This window comes from Kribbella jejuensis (genome assembly GCF_006715085.1).
Taxonomy (GTDB): Bacteria; Actinomycetota; Actinomycetes; order Propionibacteriales; family Kribbellaceae; genus Kribbella; species Kribbella jejuensis.
In genome coordinates this window covers 1,811,864-1,832,530 of the sequence record NZ_VFMM01000001.1, presented here as the reverse complement: position 1 = coordinate 1,832,530, position 20,667 = coordinate 1,811,864, and the positions used below count along the sequence as shown (strand labels likewise).

The window sequence follows — 20,667 nt, the reverse complement described above, 5'->3', positions numbered from 1 at the left end:
ACCGGAAACCCCCAGACGATGGCATGAGGTTTGCTGTGCTCACCATGCAGGACGCGCTGCTCGCGCTGACGAAGTACTGGACCGATCGGGGCTGCATGGTCGTGCAGCCGTTCAACACCGAGGTCGGTGCCGGAACGCTGAACCCGGCAACGATCCTGCGGGTGCTCGGTCCCGAGCCGTGGCGGGTCGCGTACGTCGAGCCGAGTGTCCGGCCGGACGATAGCCGCTACGGCGAGAACCCGAACCGGTTGCAGACCCACACCCAGTTCCAGGTCGTGCTGAAGCCGGACCCGGGCAACCCGCAGGAACTGTTCCTGGACAGCCTCGAGGCGCTCGGGATCGACATCGATGCGCACGACGTGCGCTTCGTCGAGGACAACTGGGCGAACCCGGCGACCGGTTCCTGGGGTCTCGGCTGGGAGGTCTGGCTGGACGGACTGGAGATCACCCAGTTCACGTACTTCCAGCAGGCCGGCGGGATGACGCTGGACCCGGTGTCGGTGGAGATCACCTACGGCATCGAGCGGATCATGATGGCGCTGCAGGGCGTCTCGCATTTCAAGGACATCGCCTACGCGCCGGGCATCTCGTACGGCGAGGCCTTCGGCCAGGCCGAGTACGAGATGAGCCGGTACTACCTCGACGACGCGGACGTCGAGTCGCAGAAGCGGCTGTTCGAGGAGTACGCGAACGAGGCCCGCCGGATGATCGACGACCGGCTCCCGGTGCCGGCACACATCCAGGTACTGCGGTGTTCGCACACGTTCAACGTCCTGGACGCCCGCGGTGCTGTGAGTACGACGGAACGCGCGAAGGCGTTCGGCCGGATGCGCACGCTCGCGCGCGAGGTCTCGCGGCTGTGGGCCGAGCGCCGCGCGGAACTGGAGCACCCGCTCGGTCTCGCGGAGCTGCCGCCGGCGGCGCCGGAGCCGACCGAGTTCCCGGTGATCAGTGGGACCCGGCAGCTGACCTTCGAGATCGGCACCGAGGAGATGCCGCCGTCCGAGGTCACCAAGACCGCGGCGGCAGTGCAGGCCGCACTGGAGGAGAAGCTGGCCGCGACGCGGCTCGAGCACGGCAAGATCACGACGTACGCGACGCCGCGCCGGGTGGTCGCGTTCGTGGCCTCCGTGCACGCGGGTGAGCCGGACGCGGAGCGAGTCGTGCGCGGTCCGCGGAAGTCGGCTGCGTACGACGCCGACGGCAACCTCACGAAGGCCGCCGCCGGGTTCGCCCGCGGGCAGAAGGTCGACGAGAGCGAGCTGCACGATCTCGAGGTCGACGGCGTCGAGTACGTCGCGGTCACCAAGCCGGACCCGGGTCGTGGTGCGGCCGAGGTGCTGAGCGGCGTACTGAGCGAGATCGTCGCCGGCCTGCGCTCGGACAAGAACATGCGGTGGAACGACGCCAAGCTGTCCTTCACCCGGCCGATCCGCTGGCTGGTCGCGCTGCTCGGCGACGAGATCGTCCCGGTCTCCGTCTCCAGCCTGGCCGCCGGCCGTACGACGCGGGTGCACCGGACCGCCGCGCAGCCGAAGGTCGAGATCGCGTCCGCCGAGGGGTACTTGGACCTGCTCCGGATCCACGGCATCGAGGCCGACCCGGCCCGGCGCCGCGCGACGATCGTCGAGGCCGCGGCCGACCTGTCCGCGAAGGTGCAGGGCACTGTGGACGTCGACGGTGAGGCCGCGCTGGTCGACCAGATCGTCAACCTGATCGAGGAGCCGACGCCGATCCTGGGCGGGTTCGCCCCGGAATACCTGGACCTGCCGAGCGAGATCCTGACCACCGTGATGCGCAAGCACCAGCGGTACCTGCCGGTGCGGGACCACGACGGGAAGTTGCTCCCGCACTTTGTTGCCGTGGCCAACGGTTCGGTGGACGAGGACGTGGTCCGGGCCGGCAACGAGGCCGTACTGCGGGCCCGCTACGAGGACGCCGCGTTCTTCTGGCGGGCCGACCTCGACACGCCGCTGGAGTCGATGAAGGCCGAGTTGGAGAAGCTGGCCTTCGAGGAGCGGCTCGGGTCGATGGCGGACCGCGCCGGGCGGATCGGCCGGATCGCGCTGAAGCTGGCCGCGATTATCGATCTCACCGGCGACGAGCTGACCACGTTGCAGCGCGCCGCGGAGCTGGCGAAGTTCGACCTCGGGTCGCAGATGGTGGTCGAGCTGACCAGCCTGGCCGGCACGATGGCGCGGGAGTACGCCAAGCGGGCGGGCGAGAGCGACGCGGTCGCGCAGGCACTGTTCGACATGGAGCTGCCGCGGTCGGCCGGTGATCCGGTCCCGTCCACGACTCCGGGTGCGCTGCTCGCGCTGGCGGACCGGTTCGATCTGCTCGCCGGGTTGTTCGCTGTCGGGGCGAAGCCGACCGGTAGCTCGGACCCGTTCGCGTTGCGGCGGGCGGCCGCGGGGGTGGTCGCGATCCTGCGCGAGCACCCAACGCTGAGTGCCATCACCGTGCCGATCGGCCTGCAGGCCGCCGCGGCGGAGATCGGTGCCCAGGGCATCGACGTACCGGCGGAGTCGCTGGAGGACGTTGCCGAGTTCACCGTACGGCGGTACGAGCAGCAGCTGCTCGATCGTGGCGACGACCACCTGCAGGTGGCCGCGGTGTTGCCGCTGGCAACCGCTCCGGCGGCGGCGGACGAGACCCTGAAATCGCTGCAGGAGCTCGTCGGGAACGCCGAGTTCGCCGATCTGGTCGCGGTGCTGCAGCGGGTTCGGCGGATCGTCCCGGAGGGCACGGAGCCGACGTACGACGCGAGCAAGCTGACCGAGCCGGCCGAGGTCGCACTGCACGAGGCAGTCCAGAAGATCGGCCAGGCGCCGACAGGTCTGGCCGACTTCGTCACCGCCACGTCGGTCCTGGTCGAGCCGGTGAACGCGTTCTTCGACGACATCCTCGTGATGGCGAAGGAGCCGGACCTTCGCGCCGCCCGCCTGGGCCTCCTCGCCACCATCAGCCACCTGGCCGCCCCGGTCCTCGACTGGCAGGCCCTGGGCACCAGCCTGAGCGCCACGGAATGATCAGGCCGGCGTGAGTAGCTCGCCGAGACGCTCGCCGATCAAGCGGTAGCCGTCGGGGCCCGGGTGCAGACCGTCTGTGTACAAGGCCCGGGCTTCGTCGGTGGTCAGGATCTTCCTGCCGTCGATCACCTCGACGGCAGGATCGACCTGAGCGCCGCGCGTCACACAGTCGCGGACGTCGTCGAGGGTCAGGCCGACCGCGTTGGCTTCGCCCTCCCGGTCCGGGACCAGCAGGGGAGTGATCACCACGACCCGCGTCCGCGGGTGTCCGGAGCGGGCTGTTGCGACGAACGCCTCGACCGCGCTGGGCAACGTGCGTCCGGAGTACGTCGCTCCGCCGTAGATGTTGATGCCGAGGCACAGGGAGATCAGCTCCGCCGGGGTGTCGCGGATCGTCCGCGCCGCGATCGGGTCGAGATGGCACTCCCCGGACAGCCCGAGCACGATCGGATCCCAGCCGTGCCGCCGGGCGACCAAGGCAGGCCAGGTCTCCGACGGTCCGGCGGCGCCGCTGCACTGGGTGATCGAGCTGCCGTAGGTGATCCATCGCGGTCCGCTCGGCGCGATCGGCTCGGCGGCGCCGTCGAATGCCGGCTCCCGGACCGCGATCGATCCGGACTGTGGCAGCCAGATCTCCACCGTGGACGTGCGTGCCGGCAGCGCGATCCGCAACGTCTGCTCACCTTCGCGAAGCTCGCACCGGTGGTGCAGCTCGCCGTCGACCAGCACATCGACGGGCGCCAACCGCGCATAGATGCCGAGGCCGGCACGTACGTCGAGCTCGACCCGCGCGGCCGACGTACGCCAGGCCGCACGTACTCCGGCTGGTGTCGCGGCACGTTCCCACAGTCGGTGGCCCGGGCGGTCCGGGGCGCCGATCCAGTCGCTCAGACCGAAGTCGTGACCACGCGGATCCAGTCGCCAGAATGTCGACCAGCCGTTGGTATCGACCTCGCGGTGGCGGAAACCGGTCCACAGCGCGCCGGTCATGCGCGTCCTCCTCGGATGCCCCGCAGTGAGCGGGCCGCGGGCTCCGCGGCCGCGGACGTGAGCTGGGCCACCGCGCGGGCGCCGAGGCTGGCTTCGACATGGGCCAGCATGACCGTCGTGGCGGTGGCGGAGTCGCCGGCGGCGATCGCATCGACGAGGGCGCGGTGCTCGGAGTGCGTGCGGTCCAGGTCAGACTCGGTCCGGCCGTCCTCGAGGGCGAGCCGCCGGTACCGGTCGGCCTTGTCCCACAGGCTGTCCAGGCTCTGGATCAGCAACTGGTTGTGCGAGGCCGTGTAGATCGCCACGTGGAACCGCCGGTGCGTGAGCAGTTCCGCCGGTCCGGGATCGGTGCGCAGCGGCCGCAGTTCGTCGGCCGTCTGCCGGATCAGCGCGAGGTCCTCGCGAGTACGGCGTTCTGCTGCCAGGCCGGCCGCCAGCGGATCGAGCGAGCGGCGTACCTCGATCAGGTCCCGCGCCTCCTCGAGGGTCAACCGGGTGACGCGAGCATCGCGGTGTGCGTCCAGCTCGACCAGTCCTTCGGTCATCAGCCGGCGCAGCGCCTCGCGCAACGGGGTGGTGCTCACACCGAGCTCGCGGGCGAGTGCGGCCTGCGGGATGACCGCACCCGGCAGCAGATCGCCGCGCAGCACCTGGTCGCGGACGAGCTCGTAGGCAGTCTCCGCCTTCGTCACACCTACCTCCGATCGCTTATAACGCCGGATCGCAGCATATCAAGGCGCGAGACGACCGCAACGGTATCCTTGACGTGAGTCGTTATAACGACTCACACTCGTGCTCATGGCGTATCGACTGGGAGTCCTCGACGGCGACGGCATCGGGCCGGAAATCGTTCCGGCAGCGGTCCAGGTGCTCGACGCGGCGCTGAATGCGACGGGCGCAGAGCCGGTCGAGTGGGTGCCGCTTCCGGTCGGCGCCGCGGCGATCGAGACGCACGGCAGTGCGCTGCCCGACGTCACGGTCGAGACACTGGACAAACTCGACGGGTGGTTGCTCGGTCCGCACGACAGTGCGTCGTACCCGGCCGCGCACCGGGCCCGGCTGAACCCGAGCGGGTTCCTCCGCAAGCACTTCGACCTGTTCGCGAACATCCGGCCGGCGAGGGCCTTCGAGGGGACGCCCGCGCTGGTGCCCGGGCTCGACCTGGTGGTCGTGCGCGAGAACACCGAGGGTTTCTACGCCGACCGCAGCACCTACCGCGGCACCGGCGAGTTCATGCCCACCAAGGACGTCGCGATCGCGATGGGGATCTTCACCCGGCCGGCGATCGAGCGGATCGCGCGGCAGGCGTGCGAGCTCGCGCTCCGGCGGCGCCGGCACCTGACCATCGTGCACAAGGCCAACGTGCTGCGGACCACGACCGGCCTCTTCCGGGAGATCTGCCGGGAGATCGCGGCCGACTACCCGCAACTACAGGTCGACGACTTCCACATCGATGCGATGACCGTCCACCTGGTCCGGCACGGCGCGGACTTCGACGTACTCGTGACCGAGAACATGTTCGGCGACATCCTGTCCGACCTGACCGGCGAACTGGCCGGCTCGCTCGGCATCGCGCCGTCCATCAACGCCTCGCTCGACCGGGCGATGGCCCAGGCCGCGCACGGCTCGGCGCCGGACATCGCCGGCCGCGGTCTGGCGAACCCGACCGCGATGATCGCCTCCGGCGCGATGCTGCTCGACTGGCTCGGTGCGACCGACGCGGCCGGCCTGATCGACCAGGCGCTCCGGGCCACCGTCGCCCGGGGTACGCGAACTGCCGACCTCGGCGGAACAGTTGGTACGTCGGCCTTCGCCGAGGCCGTCATCGGTGAGCTGACGTGATCCAGCGGCTCGCGGGCATCGCACCCGATCACCTGCCCCGCACGCTGCGGATCCTGCTGGAGAACGCGCTGCGGCACGGTACGGCGAGCGACGTACTGCGGAACTGGGAGCCGGGGATCACCGGTGAGCTGGAGGTGTACCCGTCCCGGGTCTTCCTGCACGACACGAACGGTGTACCCGTACTCGTCGACCTCGCGGCGATGCGGGACGCGATGGTTGCGCTGGGCAAGGATCCGGCGCTGGTCGATCCGGTGATCCCGGCGGAGCTCGTGGTGGACCACTCGGTGATCGCTGATGTGTTCGGCCGGCCGGACGCGTTGCGGCTGAACGTGGCCCGCGAGTACGAGCGGAACGCCGAGCGGTACCGCTTCCTGCGCTGGGGACAGCAGACGTTCCGGCAGCTGAAGGTGGTCCCGCCCGGAGCCGGGATCATGCATCAGCTCAACCTGGAGCATCTGGCGCGGGTCGTCGACGAGCGTGACGGTCAGGTGTTCCCGGATCTGTGTCTCGGGACCGACTCGCACACCACGATGGTGAACGGCCTCGGCGTCCTCGGCTGGGGTATCGGCGGTATCGAGGCTGAGGCCGCGATGCTCGGTCAGTCGGTCTCGATGGTGCTGCCGCCGGTCGTCGGTGTGTCGGTCACGGGGGTGCTGCCGGCCGGTGTCACGGCGACCGACCTGGTCCTCACCATCACCGAGACGCTGCGTGCGCATGGAGTCGTCGGCAAGTTCGTCGAGTTCACCGGTCCGGCGCTCGCCGGGCTTCCTGTCACCGACCGGGCCACGATCGCGAACATGTGCCCCGAGTTCGGTTCCACCGTGGCGTACTTCCCGATCGACGACCGCACCCTCGACTACCTCCGCTTCACCAACCGCTCGGCGGAGAAGGTCGCCCTGGTCGAGTCCTACGCTCGGGAGCAGGGCCTGTGGCACGACCCCGCAGCCGAGCTGCGGTACGACGAACACGTCGAGCTGGACCTGTCCACCATCGTCCCCTCCATCGCAGGCCCCCGCCGCCCCAACCAACGCATCCCGCTGACTCACACGAAACAAGCCGCCGAAGACGAACTACCGCCCGGCACCCGCACCAACTCGGCCGTGGGGCATGGGGCTGTGGTGGTTGCCGCTATCGCCTCCTGCACGAATACGTCGAACCCGGCGGTGATGGTCGGGGCCGGGTTGCTGGCGAAGAAGGCTGTGGAGCGCGGGTTGGTGAGCAAACCCTGGGTGAAGACGACGTTGTCGCCGGGGTCGCGGGTGGTGATGGACTATCTGCAGGCGGCCGGTCTGACGCCGTACCTGGAGAAGCTGGGATTCCACCTGACCGGATTCGGTTGTATGACGTGTATCGGCGCGTCGGGTGAGTTGATCGACGACGTCGCGCGGACCGTGCGCGAGCAGGATCTGACGGTCGCGGCCGTGCTGTCGGGGAACAGGAACTTCGAAGGCCGGATCCAGTCCGACGTGCGGCTCAACTACCTCGCTTCGCCGCCGTTGGTGATCGCGTACGCGCTGGCCGGGCGGATCGACATCGACCTGCTGACCGAGCCGCTGAGCGATGACATGTACCTGCGTGACCTTTGGCCCGAACCGGCCGAGATCGACGCGGTACTGCGGGACGTGCTCGTGCCCGAACTGTTCGAGCACGCGTACGACGACCTGTTCACCGGCGACGAACGGTGGCAGAACCTGGACGCCCCGCCGGGCGAGACGTTTGCCTGGGGCAACTCGACGTACCTCCGCCGACCGGACTATTTCACCAGACCGACCGGCGACCTGACCGGGACCCGCGCGCTGGTGCGGCTCGGGGACTCCGTGACGACCGACCACCTCTCACCGGCCGGCGCCATCCCGCCGGACAGTGTCGCCGGACGCTACCTGCGAGATCTCGGCGTGACCGAGCTCAACACCTACGCCTCCCGCCGCGGCAACCACGAGGTGATGATGCGCGGTGCCTTCGGCAACGTTCGCCTGCGCAACCAGCTCGTCGACGTCGAAGGCCCGCTGACCCGGGGTCCCGACGGCGCCATCATCTCGATCTACGACGCCGCGATGGCCTACCGAGCCGCCGGCGTACCCATGGTTGTCGTCGCAGGCAAGGAATACGGAACCGGCTCGTCGCGCGACTGGGCCGCCAAAGGCCCTGCGTTGCTGGGCATTCGCGCAGTCCTGGCGCAGTCGTTCGAACGGATCCATCGCTCCAACCTCGTCGGTCTCGGCATCCTCCCGCTCGAGTTCCTGCCCGGTGAAGGCGGCGACCTGACCGGCGAGGACCCCATCGACATCGAGCTGCACGACGACGGCTTCGCCACCGCGCGGTCCGCGGGCCGCACGTACCGGCTCCGCGTCCGCCTCGACACACCCCGCGAACACGACTACTACCAGCACGGCGGCGTACTCCCCTACGTCCTGCACAGACTCAGCGAAGGGCAGACCCTGTGATCGCCTCGATCAACCCAGCCACCGGCGAGCAACTCGCGAGCTTCGAGCCGTACGACGAAGACCGCGTCGACCGCCTGCTCGGCGCCGCACTGGTTGCCCAGAGCAACTGGCGGCTGACCTCCGTGGACGAACGTACCGCACTGCTGCAGTCGATCGCCGACACCTTGCGCGCGCGCAAGGACGGCCTCGCGCAGCTGATCAGCACCGAGATGGGCAAGCCGATCACCGAGGCCGAGGCCGAGATCGAGAAGTGCGCGATCACCTGCGAGTACTACGCGGCCAACGCCGAAGGCTTCCTCGCCGCCGAGCAGGTCACCGCCCAGGGCCGGATCGAGGTCGAACCACTCGGCGTCGTCCTCGCCGTGATGCCGTGGAACTTCCCGTTCTGGCAGTTCTTCCGCTTCGCCGCCCCCGCCCTCGCGGCCGGCAACGGCGCGATCCTGAAGCACGCGAACACCGTGCCGCAGTGCGCGCTGGCGATCGAGTCGGTCCTCGCCGACGCCGGAATGCCGAGCGGCCTGATCGGGGTCGCGCTGGTCGAGACCGAACAGGTCGCCGCGCTGATCACCGACCACCGGATCGCCGCAGTGACGTTCACCGGTTCCACCGAGGTCGGCCGGATCATCGCGACCCAGGCCGGTCGGGCGTTGAAGAAGCAGGTCCTCGAGCTCGGCGGATCCGACCCGTTCGTCGTCCTCGCCGACGCCGACCTCGCAGCGGCCGCTCGGGCCGCGGTGAAGGCGCGGTTCCTCAACACCGGCCAGAGTTGTGTGAACGCCAAACGGCTGATCGTCGAGGAGTCCGTCGCCGACGAGTTCGTCGGTCTCTTCACCGCCGAGATCGAGAATCTCGTCGTCGGCGATCCACTGCAGCGCGAGACGACGCTCGGCCCGCTCGCCCGTGACGGTCTGCGCGACACGTTGCACGACCAGGTACGCCGTACCGTCAAAGCCGGAGCCACCCTCGTCTGTGGGGGAGCCCCGGCCGGGCCGGGCTACTACTACCTGCCGACCGTTCTCGACCACGTGCTGCCGGGAATGGCGGCGTTCGACGAGGAGACGTTCGGTCCGGTCGCGGCGGTCGTCCGGGCCGCTGATGCCGACGAGGCGATCCGGTTGGCGAACCAGACCGAGTTCGGTCTCGGTGCATCACTGTGGACCTCACCCGAGCGGTCCGCAGACCTGGTACGGCGCATCGACGCCGGTGCGGTCTTCGTGAACGCGATGGTGGCGTCGGATCCGCGGCTGCCGTTCGGCGGGATCAAGCAGTCCGGGTACGGCCGTGAACTCGGCGTCCACGGGATGCGCGAGTTCATGAACGTCAAGACCGTCTGGTCCCCGGAACCCCCGCCCCGGCTGGTGATCCGGCCGGATCAGACCGAGGTCTTCGACCGCGGCAGCGGCGTCCGTACCGTCCCGTACGTCGGCGCGTGGAACACCGACGCGAACCGGATCACCACCGGGACGACGATCTTTGCCGTGGGCACCGAGATTCCGATGCACTCGCACAACGTGGAGGAATCGGTACTGGTCTTCGCCGGGCAGGCGACCGCGGTGATCGACGGCGAACGGATCGACCTGGAGGCGGGTGACGCGACCTGGGTGCCGGCCGGCGTACCCCATCAGTTCGTCAACCGTGGCAGCGACGAGCTGGTCATCTACTGGGTCTACGGCGGCCGCGCGGTGACTCGCACGATGACCGCCACCGGAGTGACCGTGCAGCACCTGTCGGCCGCGGACCGTGGTGCCGTTGGCGCCAGCCAGAAGTAACGAATAGACTTGTGTAACAGGTGATGCAATTTAACTGAGGTTACGCAAACCTTGGTGCGGCAAGGCTCACCTACCCTGCGGAAGGACTGTCTCTGATGACCGCGGATGTTGCGGAAACCGAAACCCCCGAGATCCACCACTCGCATCGTGATGTGACCGGTGGCTGGCTGCGGCCGGCGACGTTCGGCGTGATGGACGGCCTGGTCTCGAACTTCGCCCTGGTCGCCGGTGTGGTCGGCGGCGGCGCGACCGGAAAGGTCGTGATCATGACCGGGCTGGCCGGGCTGGTCGCCGGTGCGTGCTCGATGGCGTCCGGCGAGTTCACCTCGGTGTCGTCCCAGACCGAGTTGATGCAGGCCGAGATCGCGGTCGAGCGGCGCGAGCTCGAGATCCACCCGGAAGAAGAAGAGCGCGAGCTCGCGATGATGTACGAGGCCAAGGGGCTGCGTCCGGAGCTCGCGGCCGAGGTCGCGCGCGAGCTGACGTCCAACCCGGCGGTCGCGCTCGACGTGCACGTGCGGGAAGAGCTCGGCGTCGACCCCAACGATCTGCCGTCGCCGTGGGTCGCGGCCGGCTCGTCGTTCGCGGCCTTCGCGATCGGTGCGGTGATCCCGCTGCTGCCGTTCTTCTTCGGGGCCGGCTCGGTGCTGCCGGCGTTGCTGCTGAGCGCGCTCGGTCTGGTCGTCACCGGCGGCATCGTCGGCAAGATCACCGCCCGTCCGTTCTGGTACGGCGGTGGACGGCAGCTGCTCCTCGGGGGCATCTCGGCCGCGGTCACGTTCGCGATCGGGCTGGCGGTCGGGACAGGCTTGTCATGAGTCTCGTGGTCACGGCCCTGGTGAAGCAGGTGCCCAAGGGCGACCACAGCGGCCGTCTCGACGCCGACGGCCGGCTCGAACGGGCCGGTGCGGTCGCAGAGATGAACCCGTGGTGCCGCCGGGCCGTGGCACAGGCGGTGCGGCTGGCGGATGCGACAGGTGGCCGCAGTACGGCGATCACCATGGGCCCGCCTGCTGCCGTCGACGTACTGCGTGAGGCGCTGGCGTGGGGTGTCGACGATGCGGTGCAGTTGTCGGATCCGGCGCTGGCCGGATCGGACTGTTTGGTGACCGCTCGCGCGCTGGCCGCCACGATCCGGCTGCTCGACGATCCGCCCGATCTGATCCTGGTCGGCAACAGTTCGGTCGACGGCAGCACCGGAGCCGTCGGCGCGATGCTCGCCGAACTCCTCGGCCTGCCGTTCACCGGTCCGGTGCTGACTCTGGATCCGGTCGACGGCCGGCTGCGGACCACCGTTCAGTACGACACCGGGACGGAATCGGTCGCCATCGACCTCCCCGCGGTCGTCGCAGTAGCCGAACGCTCCTGTGACCCCGCCAAGGCTCCTGCCGACACCTGGCCGTCTCCCGACACGGTCCGCCGGGTCACCACGGCCGACCTCACCGAAGGCTCGTGGGGCCTGGCGGCCAGCCCGACCAAGGTCGCCCAGGTCCACCCCGCCCCCCGCACCCGCAACCCCGTCATCTTCCGCGGCCAACCCCAGATCCAGGCCGACCGCGCAATCGCCGAACTCCTCACCCGCGGCTGCTTCACCGCCCCCATCACCACCCACCCAGAACCTGTCGCCCCTCACAAGGCGACGCCCTCCGGGCGTCGCGGCGGAGGAACAGACGAGGAGCCCGCCGTGGCCTCCACCGCTGCGCCCGCCGCGGCGCGGGTAGCGGTGTTGGTTGGGCCGGGGCCGGTGGAGGGGACGCGTGCTTTGCTCGGGGCGGCTGCTGGGCTTGCCGCTGAGGTTGGTGGCGAGGTGGTCGCCGTCAGATCGGCTGCCGGGGACAGCGATCTTGCTTGCTGGGGTGCTGACTCGGTTGTGACGCTGGACGCCGACGAACCGCGGTCCGTGGCCCGGGCTCTGTGGGAGTGGATGGAACCGCGGCCGCCCTGGGCTGTGTTGGGTGCCGCATTGCCGTGGGATCGCGAGGTCCTGGCCCGGCTTGCAGTCGCGTTCGACGCCGGGCTGATGTCGGACCTCGTCAGCCTGTCCGCCAAGGACGGGCGGCTGAGCGGGCTGAAACCGTCCGGTGGCGGCACGCTCGCGGAGATCGTCAGCCACGGTTCCCCGCAGATCGCCACCCTCAGGACCGGCCTCCTGCCGCTCCGCGCCCCACGCGCGGACCGTCCGCTCGAGGAGCACATCCTCCACGTCGAGCCCGACGCCGCGATCACCAGGACCCAGCGACGTACCGGAGACGACGGCGATGCGCTCGACCGGGCGGAGGTCGTGATCGGCGTCGGCCGCGGCGTACCGCCGGAGAAGTACGACGAACTGGAGCCCGTCCGCGCTCTGCTCCACGCGGAGTTCGCCGCCACCCGCAAGGTGACCGACCAGGGCTGGCTCCCGCACGGGCGCCAACTCGGCATCACCGGCCGGAGCGTCGCCCCGCGCCTGTACCTGGCCGTCGGACTGTCCGGCAGCCTGAACCACCTGGCCGGCGCAAGCCGCGCCGGGACCGTCGTCGCGATCAACACCGACCCGGCCGCGGAGATCTTCGCGCACTGTGACGTCGGTCTGGTCGCGGACTGGCAGGAGGTGATGCCGTACCTCGTCGACGGACTGCGGTCCTGTGTCAGCCGATAACCTGTCCGGCATGGCGACCCGACGTACCAAGACCAAGAGCTCCGAGGGCTGGCTGCTGCTCATCTACAAGGTGCCGAGCGAGTCTTCCCGGGCCCGGGTCGCGGTGTGGCGGGAGCTCAAGCGCCTGGGTGGGTTCTACGTGCAGCAGGCCGTGTGCGTGCTACCGGACCGCGGCGAGCTGCGGGCCGGGATGGAGAAGGTCCGCGAGCGGGTCACCGAGCTGGGTGGCTCGAGCGTGTTCCTGACCCTGACCGAGGTGGACGACGACGCCCGCGAGCAGTTCGTCGAGGGCTTCCGGGTCCAGTCGGCCAAGGAGTACGCCGAGATCGTCGAGGAGTGCGAGACCAAGTTCGTCAAGGAGATCGAGTTCGAGCGGTTCCGGGAGAACTACACCTTCGAGGAGGCCGAGGAGATCCGCCAGGACCTGGAGAAGCTCCGCCGCTGGCTCGCCAAGGTGGAGGACCGCGACTGGATGGATGCCGACGGCAAGGAGCTGGCCAGGGCCAAGGTGGCCGACTGCGAGCGGCTGCTGGAGGAGTTCGAGGCGGACGTCTACGAGCGCACCGAGGGCAAGATCTAGGCGTCGCGCTTGCGGTCGCGGCGCGCGGCCGGCAGGTTCAGCGCCACCTCGTCGGCGCGGGAGAAGCCCATCAGCTCCTCGCGGAGCTGGTTCATCCGGTCGGTCGTCCGCAGCGAGCGGTTCTGGTCCCGCGCGGCCACCGCGATCACCAGCGCCTCGAGCAGGATCAGCACGGTCGCCTGGCTGGTGAAGGTCCCCGGACGGCTCGTCGGGGCCGACAGCACCGCGTCGACCTGGTCGCGCAGTGCCTCGCCGAGGGTGTCGGTGATGAGCACGGCGCGGGCGCCGACCTCGGCACACAGATCGAGGATGACGCGCGTCTCCACGATGATCCGGTTGTGGGCGATCACCACGACCACGTCCTCGGGGCCGAGCATCAGCAACCGGTCGGCGAGCCGGTAGCCGGTGTCGGACGCCGCCCGGGCCCGGCGGCCGATGCGGGTCAGGTGGGTCGCGGTGTACGCCGAGACACCGTCCAGGCCAGCGAAGCCGCAGATGATCGTCTCGCGAGCGGAGTCGATCAGCTCGACGGCGTGCGCGAAGGCCTGCGGGTCGATGCTTCGTTCGGCCTGCTCGAGCCGCTCCATGTGGTCGCGCAGGGTCGCGGTGAGGATGCCCTCGGCGCCGTCGTCGAACGACGCGAGGCTGTTGCTGAGCCGGTTCGCCGGGCTCAGCAGCGCCTGCAGCTCACCCTGTAGCGACCGCTTCAGCCCCGGCAGGCCGTCGAAGCCGAGGGCCTTGGCGGTGCGGACCACGCTGGCGTCGCTGGTCCCGGTGGCCCGGCCGAGCTCCTCGGCGGACGAGAACGCGGCCTCCTGGGGATGGGCCGACAGGTACTCGGCGATCTTCCGCTCGGTCGCGGTCAACGAGTCGATCCGGCTCGCCACCCGCTCCGGCAGGGTGGGCGCCTTGGTTTCGGACATCGGCTCCTCCGGCTCCCAGTCGTTCCTGTCAGTACGCAGATCAGTACGCAGATCATGTCATCCGGTCAGCTGTGTCACCGGCAGGTAAACGATGAGCCGACCCGTTGACAGGGATTGTAGCAATCACTACCGTCAGACGAATATTCGTAGTGAACACAACGAACGGCGCGTGTCCAGCTACCACTCACTCCCTGGAGCGACTTCCGTGGCACACCTTCCGACCATCGAGATCTCCGGCGCCGACGCCCGCGATCGCGGCCGCCAGTACGGCGAGGCCGCGCGGACGCTGATCGAGCGCTCGCTGGGGTTCTACGCCGAGTCCGTCCCGCGGGCCACCGGCCTGGCCTGGACCGAGGTCCTCGAGCGCGCTCCGCATTGGGTCCCGGTGATCGAGCCGCACGCCCCCGAGTTGCTGGAGGAGGTCCGGGGGATCGCCGAGGGATCCGGCCGGACGTTCGCCGAGATCCTCGCGCTGAACAGCCGCGGCGAACTGACCCGCGGCAACCCGTTCGAGGACGACGGCCGAGGTGACGACGGCTGTACGTCGTTCGCGATCCTCCCGGCGGCCAATCCGCTCGGGCACGTCTGGTCCGGGCAGAACTGGGACCTGTGGGCCGGAGTCGCCGACACCATCGTGCTGCTGCGGATCTCCCAGCCGGGCAAGCCGACGGTGATCGGGCACGTCGAGGCCGGTCAGCTCGCGCGGCACGGTGCGAACTCGGCCGGTCTGTCCCTGAACGCCAACGGGCTGGGCGCCGGCTTCGGCCGCGGCCTCGCCGTACCGGGGACCTTCGTCCGCCGGATGGTGCTGGAGAGCTGGGACCTGTACGACGCCCTGCAGGTCGTCTTCGGAGTTCGCCAGAGCCTGTCGAGCAACCTGCTTCTCACCCACCGCGACGGTTTCGCCATCGATGTCGAGACCACCCCCGGACGGCATGGCTGGATGTATCCGACCGACGGACTGCTGGTCCACGGCAACCACTTCCAGGCCTTCGTCCCACCGCAGCTCGAGGACACCTACCGGCCGTTCTCGGTGGATTCGCTCTACCGGGTGCCGCGCGTCGAGGAGGGCCTGGACCAGGTCCGCCGCGACGGCACCACCGAGAAGGCCGTCGAGACCATCGTGCAGACCACGATGAGCGACCACTTCAGTCATCCCAACGCCGTCTGCCAGCACGTCGATCCGCGCCGGCACGAGCTCGACCGTTACGCCACGATCGTGTCCAGCCTGGTCGACCTGACCACTGGCACGTACCGGCTGACTCCCGGCCTGCCCTGCGCGAACAGCTACCAGCAGGCTCCCTGGAACCTGTACGACGGCCCCGGTCCGTCCGACCGCCCGGACGTCGGCGAACCGGCCCTGTCCCGCACCCCTTCCGTCTCCCTGGCCGGATGAATCCCATCCCTGCAAGGCATTGTCGACCTCAGGAGCGAATGCCATGTCCCACCGAACCTCGCGGTTGCGGCGTCTCGCCGTCGCCGTCACCCTGACCGCCGCCGCGGTCGCCCTGGCCGGCTGTGGCGGCTCCGCCTCGCCGTCCACCGGCGCGGCTCCGAACGCCGACCGCGCGGCCGCCGCCGAGGGCGTCAGCCCGGACGTGAACCTGGACCAGTGCGGCAAGCCGACCCGCACGATCAAGCACGACCTCGGCAGCACCACGATCACCGGCAATCCGACCCGGGTGGTGGCGCTGGAGTACTCGTTCGTCGACGCGCTGGTCGCGGTCGGGATGTCACCGGTCGGCGTCGCCGACGACAACCAGCCGAAGCGGATCATTCCCGCCCTACGGGACAAGGTCGGCACGTACAAGTCCGTCGGCCTGCGGGCGACGCCGAACATCCAGGTGATCACGGCCCTGAAACCGGACCTGATCGTGGCCGACAGCGGCCGGCACAAGGCCATCTACGCACAGCTGTCGAAGATCGCGCCGACGATCGCCTACGCCAGCCTGAACGGCAACTACCAGCAGGTGCTGGACAGCGAGATGTCGACCGCCATCGCGCTGAACAAGTGCGACCAGATGAAGACCCGGTTGTCCGAGCACGCCAAGACGATGGCCGATCTGAAGGCGATGGCGCCGGCCGGCGAGAACCGCAAGGCGTTGTTCGTCCGCGCCTCGGAGAAGGGCTTCACCGGGTTCCCCCCGAAGGCCTACACCCCGGGAGTCCTGTCCGCGATCGGCATCAAGTCACCGCTGCCGGACAGTTCCGGGGACGCGTCGGTCTCGCTCACGCTGGAGACACTGGTCGTCACCAAACCGGACATCATGTTCATCGCGGCCAACGACGGACCGACGCTGCGGGACCAGTGGAAGAAGAGTCCGCTGTGGAAGGACATTCCGGCGGTGAAGAACAACGCGACCTACGACGTCGACCCGAACGAGTGGTCCCGGTCGCGAGGTCTGATCGCCTCCGAAGTGGTCGCCCAGGAAGCTGTCAAACTCCTCTACGGGAAGTGACATGTCCGTGTCCGTGGGCACTGCGCCCCAACCGACAGACGACGCTGCTCACCGGCGTCCGAAGATCGTCACCAGCAAGCAGCGGGTCGCCTGGGCGTCGTTGGTATTGCTCGTGCTGGTCGTCGCGGGATTCCTCTGGGGCGTGTCGATCGGGAGTCAGCACATCTCGTTGTCGCACCTGCCCGGGGCGATCTTCAAGGCCGACGATTCCGACGAACTGATCCTGCAGTCCATCCGGATGCCGCGGGTGGTGCTGGCGCTCTGCGTCGGCGCCGCCCTGGCGGTGGCCGGCGCCCTGATGCAGGCGGTCGCCGCGAACCCGCTGGCGGCGCCGGAGATCATGGGCGTGAACGCCGGCGCGGTGTTCGTCGTCGTGCTGGCGATCACCGTCGTGCCCTCGCTGTCGGGGGCGCCGACGATCCTGTTGTCGTTCGGCGGCGCGGCCGCGGCGGGCGTGTCGGTGATGCTGCTGGCCGGCTCGGGGCGTGGCCGGGTCAGTCCGGTGCGACTCGCGCTGGCCGGTGTGACAGCGAGCAGTCTGCTGATCTCGTTGACCCAGGTGCTGATCATCTTCGACGAGAACTCGACCGACAGCGTGTTGTTCTGGCTGGTCGGCGGCGTCAACTTCGCCGGCTGGCAGGACGTACGCAACCTGCTTCCGTGGCTGGTGCTCGGGCTGCTCGGTGCGTTCGCGATGGCCCGGCCGCTGAACCTGCTGGCTCTTGGCGACGACATGGCTCGCGGACTGGGTCAGAACGTCGAACGGACCCGGATGCTGGGCTCGGTGCTGGTGATCGTGCTGTGTGGCGCGGCCGTGTCCGTGGCCGGGCCGGTCGCGTTCATCGGCCTGATCGTGCCGCACATCATGCGCCGCGTCGTCGGTTCCAGCTACACGGTGCTGTTGCCGCTGTGCGCTGCGGGCGGCGGTGTGCTCGTGCTGTACGCGGACATCGTGTCCCGCTACGTGAAGCCGCCGTTCGAAGTACCCGCCGGTGTGGTCACAGCCCTGCTCGGCGCACCGATCTTCGTCTACCTGGCCCGTCGACAGAAGGTGAGCTCATGACGAGTACTTCGATCGTCGCGCAGCATGTCCGGCGTACGTCGCTGGCCAAGCGGCATCCTGCGGTTCTGATGGGATCGCTCGGCGCGCTGGCTGTCCTGCTCAGTATCTACAGCCTCAAGGTCGGGGCGACCCAGGTGTCGTTCGGGAACGTGCTGCACGCGCTGGTCGGCGACAAGTCCGACCAGGCGGCCGCGATCGTGTTCGACTTCCAGTTGCCGCGGGTCCTGCTGTGCTGGTTGATCGGTACGGCGCTCGCGGTGTCCGGCGCGGTGATGCAGGGCGTGATCCGCAACCCGCTGGCTGCTCCGGACATCGTTGGTGTCACCAAGGGGGCGGGCTTCGGTGGCATGCTGCTGCTGCTCGCGATTCCCGGCGTACCGGTGGTGGCCGTCGTACCGGCGGCGTTCACCGGGGGTCTGGCAGCCGCGGCGCTGGTGTACCTGCTGGCGTACCGGCGTGGCGCGACTCCGGTGCGGATCGCGCTCGTCGGTATCGCGGTGAGTGCGGCCTTCGAGGCGGGCATCCGGTTCTTGCTGGTCCGCAAACCGCTCGACGTCAGTGCGGCGCTGATCTGGCTGACCGGCAGCTTGTTCGGCCGGTCGATGAGTGCCGTCCTGGAGACCCTGCCCTGGGTGCTCGTACTGGTACCGCTGATCGTGGTCTGGGCGCGCAAGCTCGATGTGCTGGGCCTCGGCGACGACCTGGCCGCGGGCCTCGGTGAACCGGTGGAGAAGACGCGCCGGCTGTTGCTGCTGTTCGCGGTCGCGTTGGCCGCGGCCGCGGTCGCGGTGGCCGGCACGATCGGCTTCGTCGGGCTGATCGCTCCGCACATGGCTCGTCGCGTGTTCGGCGGCAAGCACCTGGCGTCGATCCCGGCGGCCGCGTTGTTCGGCGTACTGCTGATGCTGTTCGCCGACATGATCGGGCGTGGTCTGGCGCCGCCGCTGGAGATTCCGGCCGGCCTGGTGACTGCCGTGGTCGGTGGCCCGTACTTCCTGTACCTGCTCGTGAAGACCGGAAAGTAGGAGACCCGCCATGCGTCTGCAGGCAGAAGGCGTTCAGCTCGCCTATGACCAGAAGGTGATCGCTCGCGATCTGACCTTGACCATTCCCGACGGGAAGGTCAGCGTGCTGATCGGCCCCAACGGATCCGGCAAGAGCACCGCGCTGCGGGCCCTGGCCCGGCTGCTGCCACCGGCCAAGGGCAGCGTGATCCTCGACGGCAAGTCGATCCAGGACACCCCGACCAAGGAGGTCGCCCGGCTATTGGCGATCCTGCCGCAGGTCCTGGTCACGCCGGAGTCGATCTCGGTCGAGGATCTGGTCTGGTTCGGCCGGCACCCGCACCGCACCTCGCTGAAGGTGCCGAGCGCGGACGACAAGGAGGCCGTCGAATGGGCGATGGCCGTCACCAGCACCGCCGAGCTGCGCCACCAGCACGTGGACCAGTTGTCCGGTGGCCAGCGACAGCGGGTCTGGATCGCGTTGTGCCTGGCTCAAGGCACCGACCTGATCCTGCTCGACGAGCCGACGACGTACCTGGACGTCGCCTACCAGCTCGAGGTGCTGGACCTGCTGCACCAGCTGAACCAGGAACAGGGCAAGACCGTCGCGATGGTGCTGCACGACTTCAACATGGCCGCGGAGTACGCCGACCACGTGTTCGTGATGAAGTCCGGCGCCCTCGTCACGCAGGGATCGCCGGAAGACGTCTTCACCTGCGACATCATCCGGGACGTCTTCGGGGTGGAGTCCAAGGTCGTGCCGCACCCGGTGAGTGGTAAACCGATGTGTATCCCGCTGCGCGCCGGGCTTCGGGCCCAGCTGTCAGTGGCAACCGGATAGGAGAACCGCATGACGTTGACTCCCGCGGAAGCCGCTGAGCGGTCCGAACGGGTGGCCCCGAGGCTGCGTGCGCATCTCCCGCCCACGCCGTTCGTCCGGTACGGCGCGTTCAGCGACGAGCTCGGCGCCGACGTACTGGTGAAGAGCGAGCACCTGCAGCGCACCGGGTCGTTCAAGGCCCGGGGTTCGCTGGCGAAGATCCTCACCCTCACCGACGAGCAGCGGCGGGCCGGAGTGGTGACCGCCTCGACCGGGAACCACGGACTCGGGGTCGGGAACGCGCTCGCGACGCTCGGCGGACGCGGCATCGTCTACCTGCCGGAGAACGCGTCGCCGAGCAAGGTCGCCGCGCTGCGCCGGCTCGGTCTGGAGATACGGGCCGAGGGCAACGACTCCGGGGTGCTGGAGCCGAAGGCACGGGCCTACGCGGACGAGCATGGCCTGACGTACGTGCCGCCGTACAACGACCCGGACATCATCGCCGGGCAGGGCACGGTCGCTGTGGAGATCCTCGAACAGCTGGGCTCGGACCCGCTCGACGCGGTGGTCGTCGCGGTCGGCGGCGGCGGGCTGGTCAGCGGCGTGGCTTCGGTGCTCAAGAAGCACCTGCCACAACTGAAGGTGTACGGCGCCTCGCCCGTCCGCGACGACGCGATGGCTGCGTCGGTGCGGGCCGGGAAGATCGTCCAGGTCGACGCCCAGGAGACCCTCTCCGACGGTACGGCGGGCAGCGTCGAGCCGGGCAGCATCACCTTCGACCTGTGTCGTGAGCTGGTCGACGACTGGGTGCTGGTCAGTGAGGATGCGATCAGTGCCGCCCTGCGGACGGTCATCGACACCGAGCACCAGTTGATCGAGGGCTCGGCCGCGATGGCGTTCGCGGCCGCGCGGGCCCGGCGTACCGAGTTGGAGGGCAAGCGGGTCGCGGTGGTGTCCTGCGGCGGCAACATCTCCGCGAGCACGCTGGCGGCGGCCCTGGCCTGACTCCGGTTCCCGATGCACCCGAGGTGACTCCCTGATCATCTCGGGTGCTTCGGCACGCCCGGATCGGCCGCGTCCGGCGCAAGCCACGGCGCATTGAC

At 69.3% G+C, this 20,667-nt stretch carries 16 protein-coding genes; 13 read left to right on the top strand and 3 right to left on the bottom strand.

The window, feature by feature from the left end; genetic code table 11:
* Positions 1-23 precede the first annotated feature (23 nt).
* A complete protein-coding gene (locus tag FB475_RS08985; RefSeq protein ID WP_238332039.1) occupies positions 24-3,032 on the top strand; it encodes a glycine--tRNA ligase in 3,009 nt (1,002 codons plus the stop codon).
* Here the strand turns inward: FB475_RS08985 and FB475_RS08980 are convergent, their stop codons facing one another.
* Together FB475_RS08980 and FB475_RS08975 are read right to left on the bottom strand one after the other, a co-directional pair.
* Positions 3,033-4,022, bottom strand: coding sequence for a GDSL-type esterase/lipase family protein (locus FB475_RS08980; protein ID WP_141854309.1), 990 nt, complete (start codon positions 4,020-4,022; stop codon positions 3,033-3,035).
* Positions 4,019-4,714 (bottom strand): GntR family transcriptional regulator, encoded by a 696-nt coding sequence (locus FB475_RS08975; protein WP_141854307.1) that lies wholly within the window; start codon positions 4,712-4,714, stop codon positions 4,019-4,021. Before FB475_RS08975 ends, FB475_RS08980 begins: the two co-directional genes overlap by 4 nt.
* Before the next feature lie 106 nt (positions 4,715-4,820).
* On the opposite strand from FB475_RS08975, the gene FB475_RS08970 reads away from it, so the two are divergent.
* The 6 genes from FB475_RS08970 (at position 4,821) to FB475_RS08945 (ending at position 13,295) form a co-directional block, all read left to right on the top strand.
* A complete protein-coding gene (locus FB475_RS08970; protein WP_141854305.1) occupies positions 4,821-5,864 on the top strand; it encodes an isocitrate/isopropylmalate dehydrogenase family protein in 1,044 nt (347 codons plus the stop codon).
* The gene (gene acnA / locus FB475_RS08965; protein ID WP_202878295.1) at positions 5,861-8,308 is read left to right on the top strand and encodes an aconitate hydratase AcnA; all 2,448 of its coding nucleotides are present in this window, start codon (positions 5,861-5,863) and stop codon (positions 8,306-8,308) included. The genes FB475_RS08970 and acnA overlap by 4 nt, the downstream gene beginning before the upstream one ends.
* The gene (locus tag FB475_RS08960) at positions 8,305-10,077 is read left to right on the top strand and encodes an aldehyde dehydrogenase family protein (protein ID WP_141854303.1); all 1,773 of its coding nucleotides are present in this window, start codon (positions 8,305-8,307) and stop codon (positions 10,075-10,077) included. The genes acnA and FB475_RS08960 overlap by 4 nt, the downstream gene beginning before the upstream one ends.
* 95 nt (positions 10,078-10,172) lie before the next feature.
* On the top strand, positions 10,173-10,895 hold the full coding sequence (locus FB475_RS08955) for a VIT1/CCC1 transporter family protein (protein ID WP_141854301.1): 723 nt from the start codon (positions 10,173-10,175) through the stop codon (positions 10,893-10,895).
* Positions 10,892-12,715 (top strand): FAD-binding protein, encoded by a 1,824-nt coding sequence (locus tag FB475_RS08950; RefSeq protein WP_141854299.1) that lies wholly within the window; start codon positions 10,892-10,894, stop codon positions 12,713-12,715. The genes FB475_RS08955 and FB475_RS08950 overlap by 4 nt, the downstream gene beginning before the upstream one ends.
* Before the next feature lie 10 nt (positions 12,716-12,725).
* Positions 12,726-13,295: a Chromate resistance protein ChrB gene (locus FB475_RS08945; RefSeq protein ID WP_141854297.1), complete on the top strand. Its 570-nt coding sequence runs from the start codon at positions 12,726-12,728 to the stop codon at positions 13,293-13,295.
* On the opposite strand, the gene FB475_RS08940 is transcribed toward FB475_RS08945, so the two are convergent.
* Positions 13,292-14,218 carry a MurR/RpiR family transcriptional regulator gene (locus FB475_RS08940; protein ID WP_141854295.1) on the bottom strand — a complete coding sequence of 309 codons (927 nt, stop codon included), beginning with the start codon at positions 14,216-14,218 and terminating at the stop codon, positions 13,292-13,294. The two genes, FB475_RS08945 and FB475_RS08940, sit on opposite strands and share 4 nt — an antisense overlap.
* A gap of 205 nt (positions 14,219-14,423) precedes the next feature.
* On the opposite strand from FB475_RS08940, the gene FB475_RS08935 reads away from it, so the two are divergent.
* Genes FB475_RS08935 through FB475_RS08910 form a run of 6 tightly spaced genes read left to right on the top strand, consistent with a single transcriptional unit; the run spans position 14,424 to position 20,569 of the window.
* Positions 14,424-15,614, top strand: coding sequence for a C45 family autoproteolytic acyltransferase/hydrolase (locus FB475_RS08935; RefSeq protein ID WP_202878294.1), 1,191 nt, complete (start codon positions 14,424-14,426; stop codon positions 15,612-15,614).
* A gap of 43 nt (positions 15,615-15,657) precedes the next feature.
* Positions 15,658-16,677, top strand: a complete 1,020-nt coding sequence (locus tag FB475_RS08930) for an ABC transporter substrate-binding protein (protein WP_141854291.1) — start codon at positions 15,658-15,660, stop codon at positions 16,675-16,677.
* 1 nt (position 16,678) lies between these two features.
* On the top strand, positions 16,679-17,740 hold the full coding sequence (locus tag FB475_RS08925; protein ID WP_141854289.1) for a FecCD family ABC transporter permease: 1,062 nt from the start codon (positions 16,679-16,681) through the stop codon (positions 17,738-17,740).
* Entirely contained in the window at positions 17,737-18,765 is a 1,029-nt protein-coding gene (locus FB475_RS08920) for a FecCD family ABC transporter permease (RefSeq protein WP_202878293.1), read from the top strand. Before FB475_RS08925 ends, FB475_RS08920 begins: the two co-directional genes overlap by 4 nt.
* A 10-nt stretch (positions 18,766-18,775) precedes the next feature.
* Positions 18,776-19,585: an ABC transporter ATP-binding protein gene (locus FB475_RS08915; RefSeq protein ID WP_141854287.1), complete on the top strand. Its 810-nt coding sequence runs from the start codon at positions 18,776-18,778 to the stop codon at positions 19,583-19,585.
* Positions 19,586-19,594: 9 nt separating this feature from the next.
* Positions 19,595-20,569, top strand: a complete 975-nt coding sequence (locus tag FB475_RS08910; RefSeq protein WP_141854285.1) for a threonine/serine dehydratase — start codon at positions 19,595-19,597, stop codon at positions 20,567-20,569.
* Positions 20,570-20,667: the final 98 nt, after the last annotated feature.

Bases quoted from the DNA above. Each gene is read 5' to 3' on its own strand.
- FB475_RS08985 (WP_238332039.1), top strand. From the start codon at position 24: ATGAGGTTTGCTGTGCTCACCATGCAGGACGCGCTGCTCGCGCTGACG.
- FB475_RS08980 (WP_141854309.1), bottom strand. From the start codon at position 4,022: ATGACCGGCGCGCTGTGGACCGGTTTCCGCCACCGCGAGGTCGATACC.
- FB475_RS08970 (WP_141854305.1), top strand. From the start codon at position 4,821: ATGGCGTATCGACTGGGAGTCCTCGACGGCGACGGCATCGGGCCGGAA.
- FB475_RS08955 (WP_141854301.1), top strand. From the start codon at position 10,173: ATGACCGCGGATGTTGCGGAAACCGAAACCCCCGAGATCCACCACTCG.
- FB475_RS08950 (WP_141854299.1), top strand. From the start codon at position 10,892: ATGAGTCTCGTGGTCACGGCCCTGGTGAAGCAGGTGCCCAAGGGCGAC.
- FB475_RS08945 (WP_141854297.1), top strand. From the start codon at position 12,726: ATGGCGACCCGACGTACCAAGACCAAGAGCTCCGAGGGCTGGCTGCTG.
- FB475_RS08940 (WP_141854295.1), bottom strand. From the start codon at position 14,218: ATGTCCGAAACCAAGGCGCCCACCCTGCCGGAGCGGGTGGCGAGCCGG.
- FB475_RS08930 (WP_141854291.1), top strand. From the start codon at position 15,658: ATGTCCCACCGAACCTCGCGGTTGCGGCGTCTCGCCGTCGCCGTCACC.
- FB475_RS08925 (WP_141854289.1), top strand. From the start codon at position 16,679: ATGTCCGTGTCCGTGGGCACTGCGCCCCAACCGACAGACGACGCTGCT.
- FB475_RS08920 (WP_202878293.1), top strand. From the start codon at position 17,737: ATGACGAGTACTTCGATCGTCGCGCAGCATGTCCGGCGTACGTCGCTG.
- FB475_RS08915 (WP_141854287.1), top strand. From the start codon at position 18,776: ATGCGTCTGCAGGCAGAAGGCGTTCAGCTCGCCTATGACCAGAAGGTG.
- FB475_RS08910 (WP_141854285.1), top strand. From the start codon at position 19,595: ATGACGTTGACTCCCGCGGAAGCCGCTGAGCGGTCCGAACGGGTGGCC.